Genomic DNA, 21302 nt, shown 5'->3' on the forward strand with positions numbered 1-21302 from the left:
GTGGATATTGACAATGAAAAACAGATCGACAGACAGATTACATACATAGAGAAACATGTAGTACCTTGGCAGATCGCTCACCTTCAAATGCGGAGTCAAGGTCTTCAGATATTTATTGCAATTCAAGCAGCAATTCTTTTCTCTTACGCGAAATTGGGTTCTTGGGGATTTATTGTGCTTGGCTTGATATGTGTGTATGCGTTATATCGATGGGACACAAGAAACAGGTTTGTAATTAGTGAGTTACATCGATTAGGTGTTGAATATGCAGACAAAGCTGTATTTGGAATTTCGACTCAAGGAAAAGCGAAGAACGGACTACACTTTCAAGGTCAAAAAACGCTTGAGCATAGCAATAATTTGAAGAATTTATTTGGTTCCAGTCATACAGCTACTGTTAGATTTGTATGCCTGTCTATAGGCTTTATGTGGCTCATACTGATTTTTGTGCCAATGCATTCTTACGGCAACACATAATATTCCTTAGATTTGTTTTATAACCAATTGTTAAAAACGATTCGCAATACGTGGCATTTTTACTATGCGTTGGTTTAAGTCATTAAGGTGGTATTCGGCAACTTCGGTATTGAGTTGCTTACCCCTTAACAGGGCGTTGATATTCATTCGGAGGAAAATAGTATGTCTTTAGATGTGGCATATTCTATTGAAATAGATGATTTTATAGATCCAGATAAGGCGTACGAGTTATATTGGTCGGGAATGCTCGAAGACAAAAGAGCGTTTTTGTGTCCGGGGACAAATTGTTCAGCAAGTGTTACCTGTGCAAACCTTGATAAAGACACTAACTCACTAAAGGTAGTGCCTCACTTTCGAGTTTTTGGTTCTCATTCCAAAGGATGTGAAGTCTCTAGAAATGTACCTCTGAAGTTAAAGTACGCTGAGCCAACAACGCAAACTGCAACTCATAAAACGCTAGATACTTCAGTCGTAGACACATTTTTAGAGAAAAGACCTGAATCGTATTACGATCATTATAAGAACAATAGCCGTGCCAAAAACGCTAAAGTACGAGTGGTTAATGTACTGAAATCTAAAGCCGATAGACAACTGAAAGAAATTGGTGTTATTAGCAGTATTTATTCGGTAAGAACCGTTGTCAGCAGGTATGCTAGGTACAAAAAGGATGGAACGGTAGAACTACGCAGGTTAAATATTGCGGGTAAAGATAAATCTTACACAAGTCTGTTTAGTAAAATTGAAAATCAGATTGTTTCTGACTTGCCACAAATGCCTTCTATTTACTACGGTTGGGCATTCATCAATAGATTGCCATCAGGTCATGGTTATCAGATAAAGTTTAAGAAAAAGCTAAAAGCTAATGGTAGCGATAAAGAATTCACCACCACAGTTATGATTGGTGATCGTCTAATTGAACGATACAAGATGAAAAAGTTGGTAGCAAAAAGAATTGAAAAAATTTACAAGTCTCCAAGTCCAACAGCTTATGTTTTTATCTATGGCATGCCAAGAATTAACGATCGAAATGACAGATATGCAAACATTGATATTACGAATTTAGATATGATCGATATCTGTGTTGAAGATCCTTGGGCAAAATGATTCATACAAACGGTTTAAGAGTGATTCGCAATGCGTGGCATTTTTACTATGCGTTGATTAAAGTGGTATGCGGCTCTATATTACGTTGCATAACCTTCACAGGGCTAAATAACGACGGTTTTGTGGAAATTATTGGTAGTATTGATACGAGCAAGTTGTTTGTCGTAAATGAGATAAAAATATGGAAAAAGAAACTATTGAAAATGCGATTCGTGGTTGTGATTATGAACTGTTGCTTGACTGGGTTCAAAGTGTTTATAATGAAACATTATCATTAGACGATACCGATCGTCTTGGTGCTCTTGGAGTAAATGTCTATTTAAAAAATTTACACCAAAATGAAGAGCAGAGAGCAGAAAAAAGAACCGTTAGAGATAAGTTTAAGAAGTATAAAATTCTTAAAAACAAGGCGTTAGGGGTTTTTGAGGATATAAAATTACTAAGTGATAATTATAAAGCAATAATCAAAAGCAATATTCATAAAAGCCTGATAAATGATGATGAAACTCATCTTTGCCATTCTATTGATGATGTTCATGTTTTATTATCGAATATTATAAATAATAAAAATGACATTAGCGTTAGTGATATTCAGTTATTGATTGATAAAACAAAGCAGGTTGTCGGTGATTATGATCAAATAACAGAAGTTCTCACTGTCAATGAAGGCAAAAGAGAATTAGATTCACTACAGAAGATGTTGCAGGATATATCAGGAACTAGACCTCATATATACCCCGGAGAAGGTTACGCTCTTTTCTTAATAATAAAATCTTTTGATGAATGGAATCAACATTTAAATAAATTAAATACCCTTGCGGGTGAATTTAGTGCACTTGGTAAATTTAAAGTTGACAAGAGACTCTCACGCTGTTTTGATTCTTCTATAGAAAGTGAAGTACTTTATTTTTTTAGCAAGGTAGAAGTTGTTAATAGTAATCCCTAGGCTCATTAACCTTGTGTTTTAGTTCACGTTGAGTGTTTGTTTTCGGTGGTATGGTTTAATGTTGTTAAAACTGTTTGTCCTATAACGTGATAGAAATACTTATAAGTGCTTGATGTTTTTCTTCTAATGGAGCATGATAGCCACATTAGAAAACCTCGCCTACTCGGCGGGGTTTTTTCGTTTCTACCGTTTATAACTGACAAAGCACCCCTTCACACTGTGAAAGTCGGGTGCTTTTTTGTGGGAGTCATATGCAAGATAAACTCAGTTCATTCTCTTCATATCTCACTAGCGGCTTACTGGCACTTACAGGGGCATTCAGTATTCAAGATTGGGCTGCTGTTATTGGCGTGGTGATGGTGTTTGTCACTTACTTCACCAATCGCAGCATCAAACTCAAATTGCTTGATGAAGTTCGTAAGCAAAGAATGTCGGAAGAGCTATATGAAAAGATTAATCAGTAAAACCATCTGTTCTGTTGCTGCCATTCTTTCCATCGTGTTTAACGTTGCACCCGATATGCAAACCAGCCGACAAGGTTTAGCGCATATCGCGAATCTTGAAGGGTGCAGAACCGAAGCGTATCAATGCAGCGCGAACGTATGGACTTACGGCCTTGGTCATACTCAAGGCGTAAGCCAAGGTGATGTGGCCACCAATGAGCAAATTGCCCGTAATTTCATTGCTGATGTTCATTCAGCTGAAAATATGGTGAACAAAAAACTACTCACTTCCGTCACTCAATCTCAATTCGATGTTCTTGTCAGCTTTGTGTTTAACCTTGGCGCAGGAAACTTCCAAAGCTCCACCATGCTTAAGCTGTTCAATCAAAACCAACCACTCAAAGCTTGCTTGGAGTTTTCGCGTTGGGTCTATGTTAACGGAAAAGATTGCCGCAGCCCTGATAGCCAATGTTCAGGGATAGTAAAACGCCGTGAGATAGAGCTAAATGCTTGCTTAAATGGGTGGTGATTCATGAACCTTTCTATCCGGAACGTGCTGTTGATGGGCTCGGTTACTTTACTCATTGCTTGTTTGCTTTCCATCGTTTACTTACTTGAGGTGTTAGACACACAGGCCAAGCATTACGGTGAACTGCAAAGCCGCTATCAAACGTCTCTCAGTAAAAACCTATCACTGGCCACTACGGTTAACACTATGAAGTTAGAAGCGAGGGCGGCGCAGCTTGCGGCTGATGAGTTGTTACAAGCGAAAGCACAACGAAGTGCGGCGACTATTCAAACCGTGACAAAAATCAAAGAGGTTCTAATCTATGAAACCTGTGTTGATGTGCCTATTCCTCATGCATCTGAGTGGTTGTACTACCACTGAGGTGATCGCTGAATATCAAGACCGATTGGTTCTTCCTCCTGCGGTTTACCTTACTTCTTGCCAACAGCCTTTTACTGCTCCACCACAAACTTATGGTGAAGCGGTTGAACGCGATCCTATTTGGTTAGAAGCCTGGCGCAATTGCACTGACCAAATTGAGCATTTGCGTGGTTTTTATGGCTACGAGGATGCGCAACCGAATACGGGCAAGTAACGCTTACTACTTGGGTGGTCGTCCACTGTTATCAGTTATTGCCCGTTCCTCATTCCTTACTAGGGTGTGCAAGCGTCGGTTCCTCGCTGTCTCACTTGTTAGCCGTGATCATGTTCAGCTCGCTGCTGAAACTCCTTACATGTTAGCGCAAGTGATGATTCAAAAAGGAACAAGCAAAGTTTGAGAGAACTTCATTAATGGCAACGTCGACCTAATGCGAAGAAGGGCGTGACACTCGGAGAGACGAGACTCATTCAAGAGGGCTTTCAATGAACAATGAAAAACGCCTCTGGAACAAATCAGAGCTAGAGGCATTCGGCTATCACCGTTCCACTATTGCTAAAAAATTAAAGAACGCTGGTATAGATGCCACGGCTTATCACGGTCAAACCCCGCTCTATGATGTTATTCAAGCGGCACCTTATCTTACTCAAGCACCGGTTAAAGAATCAGACGCGCCCGATCTTATGGGCTTCAAAACGGCGGCTGAATTACGGGCATACCTGCAGGCGCAAGGTGAAAAGCATAAGCTAAAACAAGATGTTGGCGACAGTGTAGAGAAAACCGATTATGAAGAGCAGATTGCTATCTGCATTTCAGCGATTAAAGATTTCAAAGAGAAAGTGATCAATCGGATTGAATCCACCATTCCTACCGCCACGCCTGAGCACCTTGAAGACTTAGAGCGGTTACTGAATTTTGACTTAAAGGCGGTCGCTGATGAGCTTGAAAGAGTTTGATCCTCGGCTTGGTGTTGAATACGCCAACGCCGCGCAAATAAGACGAGATTTAGCCTACCTTTGCAGGCCTGCTGATAAAACACCGGTGGATGCCGCTGATGAAGGTTTATGGATTTCAGACGGAACAGACGTCACTAAGTTTTTATCTAGCCAAGTTCCTTACATGCGAAAGCCGCTTAATTGTTTGGCAAGGCGCGTGTATGAAGCGGTGATTGTGGTTGGCCCTGCACGTTCTGGGAAAACCAAGGCACTGGTTGAAGGGTGGATAAACTACGCATTAACGCAAGCGCCTGGTGACATGCTTTTAATCTATTCAACGAAAACAAAAGCAGAGGACATGTCCAAGGTGGATTTGTCTCGCTGTTTCTCTGCCACACCTGATATCGCGAAATTAAAAACAGGTCGTAAGTCAGACGACAATATCACCTTCAAATATTTCAAAAATGGCATGAACTTGAAACTGGATTCAGCAACAGAAACCAGTTTATCTGCTTCGACTTACCGTTATGCAGGCTGTACCGATTTTGATCGTGCTGATGATGGCGTAGGCCAAGAGGGGAGTAAGTTTGAGTTAATGCTCATGCGTACTCAGAACGCAAAATCTTCTGGCATGGTAATGGCCGAAAGCTCACCAGGTCGTATTGTTCGTCAACCTAAAGCCGCTGAAGAACTCACGCCGCATGAGGCTCAGCCCTGTGGTGGTATTTCTGAATTATATAATCAAGGGGATAGGCACCGTTTTTACTGGTTATGTGAAGATTGTGGCGCGTATTTCAGACCCGAATTTGAATCGCTGAAATGGGTAGAACATGAAGATCCTATGGAAGCATCAAAAAGTGCTTGGGTAGAGTGCCCACGATGCACTCATAGAGTTCAAGAAGTCGAAAAACAAGCGAAGAACTTACAAGGTGATTTTTTCAGAGAAGGTGAAATAGATAAGTACGGCCAGCTCGTAACCGATGAATCGCTCATCAGAAAATCCAAATGGGCAACGTTCTGGTTTGAAGGTCCCATTGCGGCTTATGCCAGTTGGCAAAACTTGGTGTATCGCTACCTTAATGCTCAGTCTATTTATGATGAAAGTGGTGATGAAAACGCCCTTATCTCATTCATTAATACCCGTATGGGCCGTTCTTACATTCTTCAAAATGAAAGCAATGATATTGGCGCTCATGAGCTGATGCTAAAAGCCGTGGATTACCCAAGGGCTGAGATTCCAATGGGTGGTCGATTCCTGATCATGAGTATCGATGTTCAAGGCGGGAAAAAGAACGCTCGCTTTGTTGTCCAGGCTCAAGTGTTTGGTGAAGGGCTGCAACGTTGGGTGATTGACCGTTTTGAAATACTGGTTAACCCCAACCGAAATAATGACCGGCTTAATCCTGCGGTGTATGCAGAAGATTGGGATTTATTGATTGATCAGGTAATGAAGAAAACATACTCGTTGGCTGACGGCTCAGGCCGAGTGATGAAGCCTGTGCTGACGCTGTGTGATTCAGGCGGAAGCGCGGGAGAAAAAGACGGTAAGAAAACTTCTGTGACCGATCAGGCTTACCAGTTTTACAACAGTTTAAAACCAAAAGGACTGTCTCATTTGTTCCGTTTGGTTAAAGGGGCCAGTCGAGACATTGACTCCTTGGTTAAACAGAGTCATCCAGATAAACGCAGTAAGTTAGCTCATGGTGAAATTCCGCTTCTTTTGCTGCATACCAACCGTTTAAAGAACCGAGTCGCGGCCAGTTATTCACGCTTAGAGTTTGGATCTCGTTACTTTCATTTACCCAAGTGGGCAGAGCGTGATTGGTATGAAGAGCTCACGGCTGAATACATTAATGATAAAGGCGATTGGGAGTGTCCTGCTAATACGTCAAATGAAACATTGGATTTGTGTTCATACGCAGAAGCAGGGATGCATTACCTCGACGGTGATGACATCAACTGGGACAAACCACCGCTATGGGCAGCAGATTGGCAGATTAACCCCAATGTCATTGATGCTGATGTGAAACCAGAATTCGAACGTAAACCTAAACGTCGATATAACCATTCAAAAGGCATTTTCGGATGATAACGATACCTACAAACCGTGAGCGCCTTGCGTGGTACATAGACGCTGAGCGCAAGATCTTAATGCAACAAGAAGTGACGACGGCAGAAGGTGAAAAGCTAACACTAGCGAGTCTTTCTACTGTTCGCAAAGAGATAGAGCGTTTGCAAAGGCTGATTAGCATAGGAAGCCGCTCAATAATTAGGAGGGTGAGGCTTGAATAATCCGCTGAATTTCTTCGATAGAATTGTGGCGACGGTGAGCCCTAGTAATGGCATTAAGCGTTTGCATGATCGCATGTTGCTGAATCGATATAACGCAGCAATGCCAAAAGAGCCGAGAACAAAACGTAAGAACCACTTCTCTAAACAAACCCCAAATCAACTCAATCAAGGTGCTAAAGCGCTGTATCAACGTGCTCGCCATGCCGATGAAAATAACCCGTTCGTAACGGCGATTCTTGATGAACTGTGCGCCAATGTTGTTGGGCCTAAAGGGATTATGATTGAGCCTCAGCCATTGGATCACGAAGGTAATGTTCATGTGGCATTTGCTCAAGCGATCAGTAAATGGCATGAGCTTCATTCATTAACCCAAAACATTAATGGTGAAATGTCTCGCTCAGAAACAGAGTGGTTAGCCTGTCGAACTTGGCTGCGAGATGGTGAAGTGTTTGGCCGTATGTTTATGGGCGAACATGGTGATTTGAATTACCCGTCAGTAACCCCATTTGCTATTCAAGCTTTTGAACCGGACTTTGTGCCTCATCATATTACGGAGGCTCAAGGTGGTTTGATGGAAGGCATTAAACGTAATCAATTTGGGCAAACTGAATCTTATTTGATCCAAAAGGACAGCAAAGGCTTTGAGTATGCGGAAGTCGATGCAGGTTTTATCTGCCATCTTAAATTCACGCGCCGCCTACACCAGAACCGAGGGATATCCATTCTTCACTCAGCGATTGATTTGGCAGACCGAATAGAGAACTACGATTTTACGGAAATGCTAGGGCATGAAATCGCGGCTAAGTTCGCGTTTTATGTACAGCGAGATAAGGACATGCCCAACGCCAACGAGCTTGACCAGGGCGGTGATATTGCTCTGGGGGCGGCTAACTCGTTTGAACTCGCACCTGGTGAGAAAGCGGGGATTGTTGAATCGAATCGGAAAGAGTCGGCCAGTGCTGAGTTTCGGTCTAGCCAACAGAAGTTAGTCAGTAGTGCTGTTGGGGTAAATAACTCATCGGTGACTCGTAATTATGACGGTTCTTATACATCGAATCGACAAGAGCTCACGGATTCCCACGTTAAATATAAAGTGCTTCAGCGTGAATTTGTCACAAACTGGACTCGGCCTCAATATCGTCATGCTTTAACCATGGCGATCATGAAAGGGGAGCTAAAAATTCCACCGACGGTTGATGTAAACACGATATTGAATGCCATTTATCAAGCGCCTGTTATGCCTTGGATTGATCCCACGAAAGAGATGACAGGGATCGAGAAAGGGACGCGTTTGGGCTTGTTCTCATTGAGCCACTATCAGCGAGAGCGTCATGTAAATCCACTTTCCACTCGTAAAGAGATCAAGGCGGAACGTCAGCAAATGAAAGACGACGGGATCGTTAGTACTTCCGACCCTGCTCATAATCTTGTCGAAACCATTCAAACTAACTCCAATGGTGAGGGAACCTTTAATGCCTAAACCGCAACAGAGTGAACCAAGAAAAAGTTGGTACACATTAAACAACGAAGCAACGGATAAACCCGCTCAACTCTATATTCATGGTGAGATTGGCGGCTGGGACATCTACGCTATTGATTTAGTTAAAGCGCTACAACAGGTCGGTGAAAAAGATCTGATTATGCGAGTGCAAAGCTATGGCGGTAGTGTTTATGAGGGCTTGGCGATGTTTAATGCCATCAAAGCTCATAAGGGAAAGACCACTGGTGTAGTTGATGGTTTGGCCGCATCCATCGCGACTTATATGTTAATGGCGTGCGATGAAATCCATATGCCTGAAAATTCTACGTTCATGATCCACAACCCGAGTATTGGCGCATGGGGTGAGGAAGATGAGATAGAGAGCGCATTAGTTCAAGTTAAAAACGCAAAGATGACGGTTTCTAACGCTTATGTTGAGCGTAGCGGAAAGCCACTTGAAGAAGTGCTCGGAGCAATGGCGCAAGAAACGTGGTTCACCGCACAACAAGCCCTTGAGTGGGGCTTGATTGATCAAGTTATTGATGCGGTTGAATTAACTAATAACTTTACTGAGTTTGACTCGAAAGAGATAGCTAAGTTTAAAAATGCACCTGAATCCCTTTTAAATTGCATCACGCTTGGTAAACCAGAGAGTCACGCTGAGCTTGATACAAGTACCCCAACGAATGCGGCACCTGCCGACAACTCTCAACCAGAATCAAACCAATCTGAACAGGTAAGCGACATGCCGAAACCAAACGAAGAACTTATTAATGCTGTAAAAGCAGAAAACAAACGCCAACAAGCCATTCGCAGCCTATGCAATAAGCATGGTGTGAAAGGTGAGTTAGTGAATCAAATGCTTGAAGATATGAGCTGCACGGTTGAACAGGCTTCAGCTCGTATTCTCAGTAATATGAATAATGACCGCGAGAGTCTGCAAAACCTTTGCAACACTCTGAACCTTGGCGAAGATCTGACGAACCAAGTGTTGAGCGACCCTAATTTTACAATGGAAAATGCATCAAAAAGCCTAATGAACATTCTCGGCCAACAAAGTGCTGAAGGTGGTGCAAATGGTATTACCCCAACGCAGGTTCATGTTGGCAATGGCAATCATGTTAAAGATGAACTGCAAAACGCTTTGAATGCGAGAGCTGGTGTCGCAGAGCTAGAGAAAGATAACTCGTTTGGGCATGAGTCATTATTGAACATGGCGCGAGCAAGTTTGGGTGCGAACTCTCGCAGTGCGATGACTAAAGACGAACTGGTGAACCGAGCGTTCAACTCTCAAGACTTTGGCGACATTGTCACAGAGAGTATCCGCACTGTTATGCGTGATGAGCGTGAAGCGACCACACCGTTATGGCGTGAACTCGCGAATATTGAAAGCTTGCCTGATTTCCGAGAAACAGAATTAACCATGGTGAATGATGCACCAGACTTGATGAATATCGGTGAAGACGGTGAATACAAGTCAGCCATCTTAAAAGGTAGCGGTGAACGTATTCAACTTGCGACCTTTGGCCGAGGGATCCAGTTTACTCGCCAATCCATTATTAACGATGAGATTGGTCTGATTTCGAAAGTGCCACGTAAGTTCATGCAAGCTGGTTACCGCTTAGCAGACAAGCTGATGTTCAACGCTATTCTTAGCGGGAAAATGGGCGATGGTAAATCGGTCTTCCAGAAGAACGTTCAGGGTGATTGGGGTAATTTAACCGATGGCATTGCTGCAGGTGATCATGAAGCGTTAATTATGGCGCTGCATAAGATGTTTGCGACCACTACGACGATCCCGGTCGATGGTAAAGGCACTGGTGACCCATTAGATTTACGTGGTGAAATTCTACTCGCGAATCCAGATCATGCTTCGATGTTTGAAGCGGTGCTTAACACGGCCAGTAAACCTGATCACTATAACCCTGCGTATAAGAAGTTTAAGCGAGTGATTGAAACCGCAAGAGCGAATGCCATTAATGGCGCTATCGGTTTTACTAGCAAAGATTTTGATACGGTTCTTATGGGCTTCTTAGATGGTCAACAAGACCCGTGGCTAGAAACGGGAGACGGTTGGAGTAGTGATGGCGCTAAATTCCGCATTACTTACGACATTACCTCTAAGGTTCTGGATCGTCGTGGTATTAACCAAGCATTGTTCGCTGCCGCTAAATAATTAGCAGGTTATGTTCGTCATTGGGAGGGCTTTTGCTCTCCCTTTTTCATTCTTATTTATTCAGAGAGATGTCCCTATGCATCAAGCAGAAGGTAAAAAAATTGCGGTGGTCGCGCCTGCAGGCGGCTTTGTTAAAGATGTGCCGATCTTAATTGGTGCGTTATTGGTGGTACCTAGCTTTAAAGCAAAAGAAGGTGAAGTGGTGACTTGTACTTATTCAGGTTATTACGACGGTCCGGTTAAAGTCGGTGATGTGCCAGCGTTTGGCTGTGAACCTGTTTACTTTGACGATGGCGCATTCACTAAAACTCAGCCAACTGACGCTGGAAAGGTTGAACAACCTGTCGGAGTGTTTGTGGATGGCGGCGTGCTGTTAACGGGTGAGGTGATCACTCAGTTCGTGGCGTAATGCGATGAGTAGTCTATTTGATAATGCCCGAGGGTTACTTCGGGCATCCATTGCCGATTGTTTTGGCTCGCCTAAATCAGTGATTAATGAGCAAGGGGATACGCTATCAATCATTGGGTATGTGAAAAAGTCGCAAAACGGTGAGCGTATTACCTTTCGGTTATTGACCAGTGAAACTCTTCCAGATCATTGCACTATGGCACATGAAGGGCTCGTCTATTCGTTGTCGTACGCTCAAGCATTACCTAGTGGAAATGGCGCGAGTGGCCTTACTAATGAATACACATTGGTAAGACATGCTAAAGGTTCACAAAATGAGTGGTCTGAATTTAACTAGAAACAACCGAGCCTTACTCGATACGGAATTTATTAGGCAATACGAAGCGTTTGAGAAAGAGATACCTAAGGCGGTGAATCGTGCCGCTGTTCTGACGAATCGATGGCTTAAAGCAGTCACTATGGCCGAGCTTGGTTATGAACTTAAGATTGATGCAAAAGCATTACGCTCTCGATTCAAACTGTATAAAAACGGTCGGATTTCAAAGCTTTGGATTGGCGTTAATGAAATCGGTGTTCACCGTATGGGGACGCCAATCCAAAATAAGAAAGGTGTTCGTGTAGAGAGCCATTTTTATGAAGGCGCTTTTATTGCTCCAATGGATAGCGATGAGCTTCTGGTGTGGAGAAGAAAAGGCAAGTCTCGACATAATATTGAGATGATCACCATTGATATTTCACAGAATGCTGAAGAGATTGTTGAGCGATACCTTTCTGATATTAATCGTAAATTTGAGGAGTTTTTCCACCGTGAATTCAAAAACGTTTTATCACTCGCCGCGTGAGTGGGTAACGGCGGTTAAGGACCACCTTGAGCGCAAGATGAATATCGAAATAGGGTCAATTTATAAGCGCAAGCCGGTTGAAATTAGTGAGGTCACATTCAGTTATCAAGTCGGTGAATCGGATCCCTATAATTCGCTGAGCAATGAGGAGCGTTCTCAACACAATATTGAATTACGTTTCATGATTGAAGTTCCGACTTCAATTGATGGCTTCGATCTTGAAGCGTTAGATGCTTCATGTCGCTTAGAACGCGAGATTTGTAATCAATATTTTGGTGACGAATTCAATCAAGAAGATGCTCAGCTTGTGTCTAATCTCCCTAGCAAATTTGACCCAGAACATGGTGTATTTGCTCGTGTGGTGACGATGCGCCAACAAATCTACGTTGGCCCAATAGAACAAGAATATGGATCGTTAGAACTATGTACGGGTGACAACAATGAATTTCATCAAGCGGATTTTGAGCATTGAGAAAAAGCTTAGAGATTTCATTGAAGAGTTTAAAGATTTAGAGAGGCGTGTCGCGAATATTATTCGGCTTGGTACCGTGCAATCGGCCTACGATAGCACTGTCGATGTTACGACGAGTTCAAACCTTGCGAAAGGCGTTCCCTTCTTTGTGCCTGCCATGGGCCGAGTGAAAGATTATCGACGGCCAACCGTTGGTGAGCAGTGCATTCTTATTAATCTTGGTAATGGCGATAACCTCAACAATGCGGTGGCGTTAATGGGGTTACGTTCGAGTCGCTTTCCTTTCCCAACTCTCAATGAAAATGAAGTGATGCGCGATTATGGTGGTGGCATGAAAGAGGTGTACAACCTTGATAGTGGATCAGTGACTTGTTTTTACCCAGGCGGAATGACCCTCCATGCTGATTTAACCCACATCGGTAACCAAGAACATACAGGGAATACCAATCGCACAGGCGATACGATTTCAACTGGGCAGATCATAAGTACTGGAGTATTTAATCATGCCGGTTCGTTCTCTGTCTCAATAGGGGCGGTTTATGGCATGGCTCGATCACAAGGTGCTTCTTCGTTCTCTGGCTCTTTACATGTACTGAATGGGGATGTGGTTGTGGATGGCTATAGCGTGAAGCTTCACCACCATATTGGAAACGAAGGCAAACCGACAAGTGAGGCGAAGCAATGATAGTTGCTGTTGATCAAGAGACAGGGCGAACGGTCTATGGTTTGGATGCGTTGGCTTGCCGTTTTAAGCGTGTGCTGACGACACAAATGAATGAAAGGGTTAAGCGTCGGCAGTTTGGTAATCGAGCGCTTAACCGATTAGGAAAAAATCAAACGCCACACGAAGCGATGATAGTTCAAAACTTATCGATTGAAGCGTTGATGAATCCACATTGCGGTTTGCCTGGTGTTGTCATTGAACGATGCAAAGCAACGGCGACAAACCAAGGGTTTCAAGTGAAAGTGTGGGGGAGTTGGCAAGGGCAAGACATTGAGTTGAGTACAAACCTATGAGTGTCTTTACACCGAAAGCTTACCAAGAACCAGATTATGAAGTGCTACTGGCTGAATACATTGATCATGCTGTTGTCCACTGTGCAAAGAAAGATGAAGAAAAGGCCAAGTTGCTGAGAGAGAGTTTAGAGAATGATGCCGAGCTGCTTGCACAAGTCATGCAAGCTAACGTTCTTAAGCGTATGGCGGAGATTCGGGAGCAAAATTACTGGGCGCTTCAAATGTTCCGTAAGTATGTGACTGAAACGGACTTAGTTGATCTCATGGCGCTGCAGTATAACTTGAAGCGTCAGATACTTGAGCCAGAAGATACCAGTGTACATCCACCCAAACCTGCTGTTCTTGAATCGAATGACGATCTTCTGAAGCGTTTTGATATGGCGCCGTATCAGTTCCATACCACCGGCACACGTATGGGTTATCGTTTTCATGCGTTAACGCTAGACGAGCGCCCGATGATCACCATTGATTCTCAAGAGAATGTCGTAACGGTTCGTTATGAGTTTCCTACTGAGCGTTTGAGTAATCCGGTGAAAGATGCACAGCCGCGCATGGTTGAACCTAATTCTGGAAGAGTGTGTAACGCTATTTTGAGCCGTGAAACACCAACGGGTGAGCCGTCAGAAACTCTCCTTGCAAGGGTTCTTGCGTACCTTAAACGTGATGATATTGCCCAAGAGTCAGATGATGTCACGGTCAAATCTCCTCAATTCAAAGATTACAAAATACATGTGATCGCAAGAACTGGTGCCGATCCCAATAATGACTTCACTGAAGAGCAGGGTATGGCCGTTGCTCAAGCGTTTGCTGATAGTAAGTTCAACCTGAAAACGGATGTTGAAACAGACGAACTGGCCCATGTTTTCTATAAGAACGGTGTAAGGCCGATAGTGCTTGAGCCGCAGCAAAACATTCATTGTGATTGGGATGAAGTGCCTCGCTGCACTGAGGTGGTGATTGATGTCAGAGCAGAGTGAACCATACAACAGCGTTCAACCTAACAATCGCACCATTATTGAAGAGTCATTAGAGTTTGCATGGGACAATGTTTTAAGCCAAACGCAATGTCCATTCCCAAGCTTAAAAAATCCTATGCTGTGTCCTGATGATTTTGTGTCATTACTTGCGGCAGAAAGAGGAGTGCTAGATTGGCAACCTGGTGACACGCTAGATCAGCAACGGGAAACAACGGATAAGGGTTTTGAAATCCACAGTAAAGCGGGAACGAGAGATGGAATAAAGAACTCACTCGATGTTTTGAATTTTAATTCGGTTGTTACGCGAGGAAGTTTGCCTTATTCCATTCACATTGATGCTCGGTTATTAGAACAACCCCTTTCAGAGCTGATTTTAGATCGTATGCGCAATCGAATTACCACTTATAAATCTTTACGAGACACCTATTCATTAGATATTGGCCGAATTGTACAAGGGTCTGTGAGTAAATCCGTTCAAATCTCAATTGGAAAAAGAATTAAAATAGAGGCGGCATAATGAGTGAGTTAACCCGTGATATTCGATGTTATTTAACCAATGCAGGACGGCAAGCTGAGTTAGATGCACTTAAAAATGGGACTGTCCTTGAAATAGTATCAATGGTGATTGATTCCGCACTTTTACCTGACGACCAAGATCCAAAAGATCTCACAGAGGCTATTTCACCAATAGCCGATACTTACCCACTTATGGTTAGTACTGATGGGGCCAAAGGTAAGATATCTTTTCTCTCAGATATACCTTCTAGTGCTGGCATGTTTACGATCAATGGTTTTGCCTGGATGACTAATACAGGTGTGCTCTATGCTTATGCCAGAGGTCTGGGGGATATTAAGCGCCCTGCAGAATCAGGGCAAAACGATGTACTTCGCATTGAAGCAGAACTGGTCACTGAGAATGCCATTGTGATCAATCATACCTATGATGATAGTCAAATTTACGCAACACATTTTGAACTCAATGAGTCTATTCGCTTGCATATTGAATCTGCCGATCCGCATGTTCAATATGAGCACAAATCTAACGCAGCGACGAATGCTGAAATAGACGCCAGTTCTACCGCTGAAAAGCATGTAAAGTTACCGCAACTTTGGCGAGCATTCTTGAATAAAGTAAAGCCAGCAAGCTTGTTGATTGCGGGTATCGTTCAGTTATCCAATAAATACAACGGAACGAGCCAAACCAAAGCGACTACAGAAAAAGCGTTAACCGACGGTTTGAAAACCAAATCTAACGCGGTTCATAAACATTCCGCAAGTGATATCAATGCAGGCACGTTAGCCAAAGAACGCTTACCCAACGCGAGCACAACCGCGAAAGGGGCATCACAGCTTAATGATACGGTCACTTCAACCTCTAAAACCCAATCGTTAACCGCCAATATGGGCCGCTATATTTGGGCGAAAGCGGTTGGCGCTTATGATTTAGCTGCCAGTAAGATGACCCAAGCTACGGCTGATGGCAGATATTGGAAGCGAACTGAGACAGTAACGAACTCAACCAAGCTTGATAATAAAACTTACAGCCAGCTTTACACCGCCATTCGCCAAGGGTTAAGTCCTAACACGAATACATGGCGTTCTATTTCAGATGTGGTGAATAGTACCAGTTCGGATATATCAGCAAGTTTAAGAGCAGTAAAAACAGCGTATGACAAAGGTGTATCAGCCTACAATCTTGCAGCCAGTAAAATGACGCAAGCCACGGCTGATGGCAGATATTGGAAGCGAACTGAGACAGTAACGAACTCAACCAAGCTTGATAATAAAACTTACAGCCAGCTTTACACTGCCATTCGTGCTGGCTTAAGCCCAAACACGAATACATGGCGTTCTATTTCTGATGTGGTGAATAGTACCAGTTCGGATATATCAGCAAGCTTAAGAGCAGTAAAAACGGCTTATGACAAAGGTGTATCTGCCTACAATCTTGCAGCCAGTAAAATGACTCAATCCACGGCTGATGGGCGTTACCTTATACTTGATAGTAGTAAAGGAGCGACTATCGCTGCTCGTTATTTGATGAGCGGCAGTTCAAATGTTGGTACAAAAATCAGACTGCCATATAAAACCAATAGTGGAAAAATGGTCGCGTTTACCATCCGTGTATATCAAGGCTATCAAGTTGCTGATATTCAAATTAGTGGTTATTTATACGAAAGCACCAATCAATGGCATTGCCCAGCAGCGGTAATGATTGCTGGAACTGGAAATATAGAAGTCACTATGGGACGTGATGAAAATGGCTACGCATACGCATGGTTATCGGGAGGTAATTACAAAGGGGTTGCGGTATTAGATGTTGTGGGCGGTTACTCTTATGCTAACTGGAATACTGGCTGGGTAATATCTGAAACCAATAGTCATCCGAATGCCGTATTAAGCAAAACGATACACCCTCCATTTAGTCCCAACAATCCAAACATTAGTGACTCAGTAGCGACTGTATCAAGCACAGTTTACGCAAGCCTAACAGCAGTAAAAGCAGCTTACGACAAAGCGGCTCTAGCCTATAACCAAGCTACGGAAGCGCTAAGTATAGCGCACAGTAAATGGACGCATCGAAGTGCAACAACGGCGCAATCTGGTACGGTGCAACTGTCCACATCGGTCAGTTCTCAAAGCGCAGCGAGAGCGGCGACTTCGAGCGCGGTTCGAATTGCTTACAACAAGGCAGTAGAAGCGTTGAATAAGGCAACTGCCCCACAAGCTGGAGTTGTTGGTTCATACGGGTTGATGCGTAGTGATATTCGCAATCTTTCATTTGGTGATACGGTTTCAGGTAGTAAGTTGCGCCCTACCGATAATAGTTCAGGTTTTTATGGGCCATACCAAACGGGAACGTGGCGTTGTATGGGTAATTGTAAGGATTCAAATATAACGAACTTCTCAACGATGTTTGTAAGGATTGCGTGATGTTAACGATAGTCGATGCTAAAAACCCTCAATGGGTCAATGTGGAAAAAACGAGATTGGATATGGATGTTCAATTTACCGAATTTGAGGAATATGTACCGTTTTCGGCAAGTGTGAATGCAGACACTAAGTATGGTTTGGCGCTCTATCAACGCGCTATTAATGGGGAGTTTGGTGTTGTCATACCTTATGTTAAACCTGTCATTAATGTCGCTGAGGTTGAAACCGCATGGCAAGTCGCAGAACTTGAGACGGTCGAGTTTGCGTTGAAGCCATACGCAGAAGACATGCAAATTCCTGATCAATATTCAGAGCTTCGTAAAACCACGAATACGGAAGAGAACTATTACAAACTGTTGATGGATAGAAAGCTTTTGGTTGAATACTTACAGCAATCGGACTTTCCAGAGTGCGGACGGCCTGTTCTTTCTGAGCTATCTAACACCTAAGTTAAAATTGAATTATCCCTTAAACCCAGCCATTGCGCTGGGTTTTCTTATTTAGAACCTTCTTACCTAAAGAAAACCGGAGCTTAATCTATGGCGATTAGCGCTAAGACAAAAAGCAAAAAACAAGATTATCCAATCTTGAAGCCATTCCGCCAAAACGGACAGTGGCACTACCCGAAAGAGAAAACCATTCCACTTTCACTCAAACAAGCCTCGTTTCTTCTGCTAAGTGGCAAGGTCGGCAAGCCTGGCACCGAAGCTCCTGTTGAAACAAAAGTATCAACGAAAAAGGAGACGAAATAATGTCAGAACCTGCATTAGCTCCAATTCAAGATTTTGAAATGAATGGTGCTGAAGTTCGCACCATTGAGCCTCAACCAAGTATGGGGCCGCTTGCTCTACAGGTTGTACACTTAACGGGAACGGCACCTAACAAACATGCAGGCATGGCGTTTAGCGAATCCACACGCCTGTGGGACTATTCGCACGCTATGATGATGCTGGATACGACAGGAGATAGAGCCGGCACACTACCACTCGTTGTTCAATATCTCTTTGAGTACGTGAAAGCGATTGTTTACGTCACGATTGAAGAAGAAGGCGCAGACGCTGCAGCAACAGAAACCAATATCATTGGCGGCATTGATGCTACGACAGGCGCGAAAAAAGGTATCTATACGGCGAAATCATGCGCTGAAACACCAACGATCATCGCGGCCCCAGGTTTTAGCTCAATCACACTTGGTCAAAAGCTATCGCTGATTGGTCGTGATGTGCGATGTCGCCCTGTCCTCGATGGCCCTAACACCAATGATATGGATGCGGTTAAGTTTGCTGCCAACTTTGGCGCGGAAGGTACCGGGCAAGACAAACTCTCTATTATCGACCCTTGGTTTCTCACTAAGCACGATGGTGAACAAGTTTTAATGCCAGCTTCAATCGCACTGGTTGCGGCGATGGCATCTGTTGAAGGGCATGAAAGTCCGCAGAACCAAGGAGTGAACTGTGAAGAGACCTCTCGCCATGTTGAATACATCATCAATGATAAAACCACTCAAGCAAACTTCTTAAACAAGCATGGCGTGGTGACGATTTGTCGAACTCGAATGGGAGGCTGGTCAATTATTGGTAATCGCTGTAATACAGGGCGATTTATGGGTCACGTTGGTCTTGAAGATTTAATGGCCCGTAAGCTAGAAGAAACCTCTCAGCCACTTATGGGTAAGTTACTTACACCTGAGTTCATGCAGCAGGTTATCGATCGCTTAACCAATTGGGGCCAAAGCCTTGTCGCAAGTGGCACCATTCCTAAGTTTAAAGCTTATTTACATCCAGATAAGAACAGTGTCGAGAACTACACCTCTGGGCGTTGGTTTATCTGTTTGGATTATGGTCGTTTCTCACCCAATGAGCACATGGTGTATGAAATGAGTGTGGATAACGGCTTAATTGCAGCAATGTTAGAGGAGATTGTTAATGGCGGCTGATCGTATCGCAAGACGTATCACGGCAGTACTGGAAGGTGTGCCGTGGATGAATGAGATTGTCGAAATCTCAATGCCTGAAATTACCTTTAAAGAGCAGTCAACAGACGGCTCTTTTTTAGAAATGGACGACATGGTACGCCTGAATAAGTTGACCTGGTCGGTAAAGGTTCGTGGTGACCGCAAAGAGATTTCGAAGGCGCTTGGTAGGTTCATGATGAAGCCTGGTCAATTCAACGTGACGGAAAAAGGGGCGACTCGTCAAGGCGACAAATATTCGGAAGAACACTCGCTCTACACCACGGTGAAAAGTGTCAAACCTAGTCCGAAGAAGATGGGCGAGAAGCCAGAAGTGACCATCGAAGGCACTTGTGAAGCCTATACATTGAAAGATACGGGGCAACTAATTCACGACATTAACGGCACAACGGGTAAGTGTGTTGTGTTTGGTACCGATCTCATGAGTGAAGCGGGGATTTAGCGATTTAGTTGTACTGTAATAATGTAAACTATAATCCAGTACGAATCGCAATTAATTGTTTAAAGTTATCATTTGTTGCGGTTCGTAATGTTATTTCTTCTTGGGTTGTATTATTAACATTTTTCAACCTATATTTTGCTTATATTCGTCCGTTTTAAATGTTTATTTTTTTTGTAAATGTATATATTAGAACAGTGGGTTAGCTGTAATATTGTAATTTTATTTTGTTTAGTTATTTTTTTATGATATATATTGTTTTTGTGGTGTTTGTTGGTTTGGGTTCAAGACAAGATGAATACTGCAGAAATGAAAAAATCCCAGAGCGGCAACTCTGAGATTTAAATTCAAATCAAAAAACTATAGGAAGAATTTATGATTAATGAACATTTGAAAATTATAACACTAATGAACATACCTGTCATGGCTGGTGTTGGAATTCGTACTATTGAAGGAGATTCAAATGTCTCTGCATACCTCTGATCAAAACGTCGATTGGGATAATATTGAACGGTGCGCTTTCACACTTAAAAATATCTCATCAATGTTGTTATTGATTCTTCATAGTCAAGAAAGGCATTCAGACGAGTATGCCGCCATAGAAGGTGTTGCTCAGCTAGCCGACTTTCATGAAAAAGAGCTCAATCGCTTAATCAAACACTAACACTCTTTTAATTAACAGAAGCCCTCGCTTTATCGCGGGGGCTTTTTTATGGAGCAAACAAAATGCTAAACGACAAATCAGTTCTAAAATTCTTCAGTCATGATCATGAAAAGAGCAACAAGCTAGAAGCCGAGCTTGCCTCGTTAAAATCCCAAGTAAAGGCGGTGAATAGCGATACTCCCGAAGCCGATTTAAAAGCATTACAAGCAAAAACAGATAAGATTGCGGCTGAAGTTAAAGCACTGCGAACTGTCGCACTGAAAACCATGTCCATCGAGGCATTTAAAGCGTTACCTCATATCAAGCTTGATGAAAATGAGATGAGCCACTTGCAAGTATTCGAACAGCGTAAAGCGGTGATCATGCTGTGCAGTGAATTAACGACTGAACAGTTTGATCTTCTTGCGGCTCCAGATTTTCATAAGCTACACCGTGATATCTGCGATTACATCCTCACGCCTTCCGATGTCGCGATGGATAAGCCGCTTAATGAAGATGTGTTTGCGTGGGATTTGATGCATCCATTTACCAATGAAGTGCAAGAAAACCACAGTCACATTCGCTTTCATGTACCGAAAACCATCCACTCTGAAGAACTGGCTAAACTGACCGATGACGAACAGCGTGAAGATTTTATGTTTCGTGTCGTTACCGGCTTAGAAAAATCTGATTTTGCTTTCCTTTCTACAAATGACTACCTAGCGCTAAAACCGCAGGTGGGCGCTTTTTTTTAACAATTGGCGGCATTCTCTCTGCTGAGGATGTTGAAGCACTGATTGATTATATCCCTATGTATCGCAACACCTCTGAAGATGAGCTACGCCAGTGGCCTCAAG

27 protein-coding genes are annotated in these 21302 nt (G+C 43.2%); all 27 read left to right on the top strand.

What is annotated here, in order from left to right:
• The 27 genes from OCV39_RS06655 (at nt 1) to OCV39_RS06785 (ending at nt 21200) form a co-directional block, all read left to right on the top strand.
• Nucleotides 1–477: a hypothetical protein gene (locus OCV39_RS06655; protein WP_261889352.1), complete on the top strand. Its 477-nt coding sequence runs from the start codon at nt 1–3 to the stop codon at nt 475–477.
• Nucleotides 478–639: 162 nt separating this feature from the next.
• On the top strand, nt 640–1581 hold the full coding sequence (locus OCV39_RS06660) for a hypothetical protein (RefSeq protein ID WP_261889353.1): 942 nt from the start codon (nt 640–642) through the stop codon (nt 1579–1581).
• Between the two features lie 181 nt (nt 1582–1762).
• A complete protein-coding gene (locus OCV39_RS06665; RefSeq protein WP_261889354.1) occupies nt 1763–2527 on the top strand; it encodes a hypothetical protein in 765 nt (254 codons plus the stop codon).
• Nucleotides 2528–2778: 251 nt separating this feature from the next.
• Nucleotides 2779–2991 carry a phage holin family protein gene (locus OCV39_RS06670; RefSeq protein WP_261889355.1) on the top strand — a complete coding sequence of 71 codons (213 nt, stop codon included), beginning with the start codon at nt 2779–2781 and terminating at the stop codon, nt 2989–2991.
• Entirely contained in the window at nt 2972–3499 is a 528-nt protein-coding gene (locus OCV39_RS06675) for a lysozyme (RefSeq protein ID WP_261889356.1), read from the top strand. Before OCV39_RS06670 ends, OCV39_RS06675 begins: the two co-directional genes overlap by 20 nt.
• A gap of 3 nt (nt 3500–3502) precedes the next feature.
• Nucleotides 3503–3859 carry a hypothetical protein gene (locus tag OCV39_RS06680; protein ID WP_261889357.1) on the top strand — a complete coding sequence of 119 codons (357 nt, stop codon included), beginning with the start codon at nt 3503–3505 and terminating at the stop codon, nt 3857–3859.
• Entirely contained in the window at nt 3831–4073 is a 243-nt protein-coding gene (gene lysC, locus OCV39_RS06685; protein WP_261889358.1) for an Rz1-like lysis system protein LysC, read from the top strand. The genes OCV39_RS06680 and lysC overlap by 29 nt, the downstream gene beginning before the upstream one ends.
• Nucleotides 4074–4342: 269 nt before the next feature.
• Nucleotides 4343–4813 carry a hypothetical protein gene (locus OCV39_RS06690; protein ID WP_171757296.1) on the top strand — a complete coding sequence of 157 codons (471 nt, stop codon included), beginning with the start codon at nt 4343–4345 and terminating at the stop codon, nt 4811–4813.
• Nucleotides 4794–6881: a phage terminase large subunit family protein gene (locus tag OCV39_RS06695; protein ID WP_261889359.1), complete on the top strand. Its 2088-nt coding sequence runs from the start codon at nt 4794–4796 to the stop codon at nt 6879–6881. Before OCV39_RS06690 ends, OCV39_RS06695 begins: the two co-directional genes overlap by 20 nt.
• Nucleotides 6878–7084, top strand: coding sequence for a hypothetical protein (locus OCV39_RS06700; RefSeq protein WP_261889360.1), 207 nt, complete (start codon nt 6878–6880; stop codon nt 7082–7084). Before OCV39_RS06695 ends, OCV39_RS06700 begins: the two co-directional genes overlap by 4 nt.
• Entirely contained in the window at nt 7077–8564 is a 1488-nt protein-coding gene (locus OCV39_RS06705; protein ID WP_261889361.1) for a phage portal protein, read from the top strand. The genes OCV39_RS06700 and OCV39_RS06705 overlap by 8 nt, the downstream gene beginning before the upstream one ends.
• Nucleotides 8557–10740 (top strand): head maturation protease, ClpP-related, encoded by a 2184-nt coding sequence (locus tag OCV39_RS06710; RefSeq protein ID WP_261889362.1) that lies wholly within the window; start codon nt 8557–8559, stop codon nt 10738–10740. The genes OCV39_RS06705 and OCV39_RS06710 overlap by 8 nt, the downstream gene beginning before the upstream one ends.
• Before the next feature lie 76 nt (nt 10741–10816).
• On the top strand, nt 10817–11149 hold the full coding sequence (locus OCV39_RS06715; RefSeq protein ID WP_261889363.1) for a DUF2190 family protein: 333 nt from the start codon (nt 10817–10819) through the stop codon (nt 11147–11149).
• Nucleotides 11150–11153: 4 nt separating this feature from the next.
• Complete coding sequence (locus tag OCV39_RS06720; RefSeq protein ID WP_261889364.1) at nt 11154–11486, top strand: hypothetical protein; 333 nt, start codon at nt 11154–11156, stop codon at nt 11484–11486.
• Nucleotides 11464–11991: a phage tail protein gene (locus OCV39_RS06725; RefSeq protein WP_261889365.1), complete on the top strand. Its 528-nt coding sequence runs from the start codon at nt 11464–11466 to the stop codon at nt 11989–11991. Before OCV39_RS06720 ends, OCV39_RS06725 begins: the two co-directional genes overlap by 23 nt.
• A 37-nt stretch (nt 11992–12028) precedes the next feature.
• Nucleotides 12029–12463 carry a hypothetical protein gene (locus OCV39_RS06730; RefSeq protein ID WP_261889366.1) on the top strand — a complete coding sequence of 145 codons (435 nt, stop codon included), beginning with the start codon at nt 12029–12031 and terminating at the stop codon, nt 12461–12463.
• Nucleotides 12432–13148: a phage baseplate assembly protein V gene (locus OCV39_RS06735; RefSeq protein WP_261889367.1), complete on the top strand. Its 717-nt coding sequence runs from the start codon at nt 12432–12434 to the stop codon at nt 13146–13148. Before OCV39_RS06730 ends, OCV39_RS06735 begins: the two co-directional genes overlap by 32 nt.
• Nucleotides 13145–13480 carry a GPW/gp25 family protein gene (locus tag OCV39_RS06740; RefSeq protein ID WP_216599650.1) on the top strand — a complete coding sequence of 112 codons (336 nt, stop codon included), beginning with the start codon at nt 13145–13147 and terminating at the stop codon, nt 13478–13480. The genes OCV39_RS06735 and OCV39_RS06740 overlap by 4 nt, the downstream gene beginning before the upstream one ends.
• The gene (locus OCV39_RS06745) at nt 13477–14457 is read left to right on the top strand and encodes a baseplate J/gp47 family protein (protein WP_261889368.1); all 981 of its coding nucleotides are present in this window, start codon (nt 13477–13479) and stop codon (nt 14455–14457) included. Before OCV39_RS06740 ends, OCV39_RS06745 begins: the two co-directional genes overlap by 4 nt.
• The gene (locus OCV39_RS06750; protein ID WP_261889369.1) at nt 14441–14974 is read left to right on the top strand and encodes a phage tail protein; all 534 of its coding nucleotides are present in this window, start codon (nt 14441–14443) and stop codon (nt 14972–14974) included. Before OCV39_RS06745 ends, OCV39_RS06750 begins: the two co-directional genes overlap by 17 nt.
• A complete protein-coding gene (locus OCV39_RS06755; RefSeq protein ID WP_261889370.1) occupies nt 14974–17391 on the top strand; it encodes a tail fiber protein in 2418 nt (805 codons plus the stop codon). The genes OCV39_RS06750 and OCV39_RS06755 overlap by 1 nt, the downstream gene beginning before the upstream one ends.
• Nucleotides 17391–17840: a hypothetical protein gene (locus OCV39_RS06760; protein WP_261889371.1), complete on the top strand. Its 450-nt coding sequence runs from the start codon at nt 17391–17393 to the stop codon at nt 17838–17840. The genes OCV39_RS06755 and OCV39_RS06760 overlap by 1 nt, the downstream gene beginning before the upstream one ends.
• A 90-nt stretch (nt 17841–17930) precedes the next feature.
• Nucleotides 17931–18143, top strand: coding sequence for a hypothetical protein (locus tag OCV39_RS06765; RefSeq protein WP_261889372.1), 213 nt, complete (start codon nt 17931–17933; stop codon nt 18141–18143).
• A complete protein-coding gene (locus OCV39_RS06770; protein WP_261889373.1) occupies nt 18143–19327 on the top strand; it encodes a phage tail sheath protein in 1185 nt (394 codons plus the stop codon). Before OCV39_RS06765 ends, OCV39_RS06770 begins: the two co-directional genes overlap by 1 nt.
• Nucleotides 19317–19805, top strand: a complete 489-nt coding sequence (locus OCV39_RS06775) for a phage major tail tube protein (protein ID WP_261889374.1) — start codon at nt 19317–19319, stop codon at nt 19803–19805. Before OCV39_RS06770 ends, OCV39_RS06775 begins: the two co-directional genes overlap by 11 nt.
• Before the next feature lie 460 nt (nt 19806–20265).
• On the top strand, nt 20266–20466 hold the full coding sequence (locus OCV39_RS06780; protein ID WP_261889375.1) for a hypothetical protein: 201 nt from the start codon (nt 20266–20268) through the stop codon (nt 20464–20466).
• Nucleotides 20467–20528: 62 nt separating this feature from the next.
• Entirely contained in the window at nt 20529–21200 is a 672-nt protein-coding gene (locus OCV39_RS06785) for a phage tail assembly protein (protein WP_261889376.1), read from the top strand.
• Nucleotides 21201–21302 lie beyond the last annotated feature (102 nt).

The sequence above is a fragment of the Vibrio cortegadensis genome (assembly GCF_024347395.1).
GTDB classification, from domain to species: Bacteria; Pseudomonadota; Gammaproteobacteria; order Enterobacterales; family Vibrionaceae; genus Vibrio; species Vibrio cortegadensis.

Excerpts from the sequence above, each read along its gene's own strand:
- OCV39_RS06660 (WP_261889353.1), top strand. The coding sequence starts at position 640 with ATGTCTTTAGATGTGGCATATTCTATTGAAATAGATGATTTTATAGAT.
- OCV39_RS06665 (WP_261889354.1), top strand. The coding sequence starts at position 1,763 with ATGGAAAAAGAAACTATTGAAAATGCGATTCGTGGTTGTGATTATGAA.
- OCV39_RS06670 (WP_261889355.1), top strand. The coding sequence starts at position 2,779 with ATGCAAGATAAACTCAGTTCATTCTCTTCATATCTCACTAGCGGCTTA.
- OCV39_RS06675 (WP_261889356.1), top strand. The coding sequence starts at position 2,972 with ATGAAAAGATTAATCAGTAAAACCATCTGTTCTGTTGCTGCCATTCTT.
- OCV39_RS06680 (WP_261889357.1), top strand. The coding sequence starts at position 3,503 with ATGAACCTTTCTATCCGGAACGTGCTGTTGATGGGCTCGGTTACTTTA.
- lysC (WP_261889358.1), top strand. The coding sequence starts at position 3,831 with ATGCATCTGAGTGGTTGTACTACCACTGAGGTGATCGCTGAATATCAA.
- OCV39_RS06690 (WP_171757296.1), top strand. The coding sequence starts at position 4,343 with ATGAACAATGAAAAACGCCTCTGGAACAAATCAGAGCTAGAGGCATTC.
- OCV39_RS06695 (WP_261889359.1), top strand. The coding sequence starts at position 4,794 with ATGAGCTTGAAAGAGTTTGATCCTCGGCTTGGTGTTGAATACGCCAAC.
- OCV39_RS06700 (WP_261889360.1), top strand. The coding sequence starts at position 6,878 with ATGATAACGATACCTACAAACCGTGAGCGCCTTGCGTGGTACATAGAC.
- OCV39_RS06710 (WP_261889362.1), top strand. The coding sequence starts at position 8,557 with ATGCCTAAACCGCAACAGAGTGAACCAAGAAAAAGTTGGTACACATTA.
- OCV39_RS06715 (WP_261889363.1), top strand. The coding sequence starts at position 10,817 with ATGCATCAAGCAGAAGGTAAAAAAATTGCGGTGGTCGCGCCTGCAGGC.
- OCV39_RS06720 (WP_261889364.1), top strand. The coding sequence starts at position 11,154 with ATGAGTAGTCTATTTGATAATGCCCGAGGGTTACTTCGGGCATCCATT.
- OCV39_RS06725 (WP_261889365.1), top strand. The coding sequence starts at position 11,464 with ATGAGTGGTCTGAATTTAACTAGAAACAACCGAGCCTTACTCGATACG.
- OCV39_RS06730 (WP_261889366.1), top strand. The coding sequence starts at position 12,029 with ATGAATATCGAAATAGGGTCAATTTATAAGCGCAAGCCGGTTGAAATT.
- OCV39_RS06735 (WP_261889367.1), top strand. The coding sequence starts at position 12,432 with ATGAATTTCATCAAGCGGATTTTGAGCATTGAGAAAAAGCTTAGAGAT.
- OCV39_RS06740 (WP_216599650.1), top strand. The coding sequence starts at position 13,145 with ATGATAGTTGCTGTTGATCAAGAGACAGGGCGAACGGTCTATGGTTTG.
- OCV39_RS06745 (WP_261889368.1), top strand. The coding sequence starts at position 13,477 with ATGAGTGTCTTTACACCGAAAGCTTACCAAGAACCAGATTATGAAGTG.
- OCV39_RS06750 (WP_261889369.1), top strand. The coding sequence starts at position 14,441 with ATGTCAGAGCAGAGTGAACCATACAACAGCGTTCAACCTAACAATCGC.
- OCV39_RS06755 (WP_261889370.1), top strand. The coding sequence starts at position 14,974 with ATGAGTGAGTTAACCCGTGATATTCGATGTTATTTAACCAATGCAGGA.
- OCV39_RS06760 (WP_261889371.1), top strand. The coding sequence starts at position 17,391 with ATGTTAACGATAGTCGATGCTAAAAACCCTCAATGGGTCAATGTGGAA.
- OCV39_RS06765 (WP_261889372.1), top strand. The coding sequence starts at position 17,931 with ATGGCGATTAGCGCTAAGACAAAAAGCAAAAAACAAGATTATCCAATC.
- OCV39_RS06770 (WP_261889373.1), top strand. The coding sequence starts at position 18,143 with ATGTCAGAACCTGCATTAGCTCCAATTCAAGATTTTGAAATGAATGGT.
- OCV39_RS06775 (WP_261889374.1), top strand. The coding sequence starts at position 19,317 with ATGGCGGCTGATCGTATCGCAAGACGTATCACGGCAGTACTGGAAGGT.
- OCV39_RS06780 (WP_261889375.1), top strand. The coding sequence starts at position 20,266 with ATGTCTCTGCATACCTCTGATCAAAACGTCGATTGGGATAATATTGAA.
- OCV39_RS06785 (WP_261889376.1), top strand. The coding sequence starts at position 20,529 with ATGCTAAACGACAAATCAGTTCTAAAATTCTTCAGTCATGATCATGAA.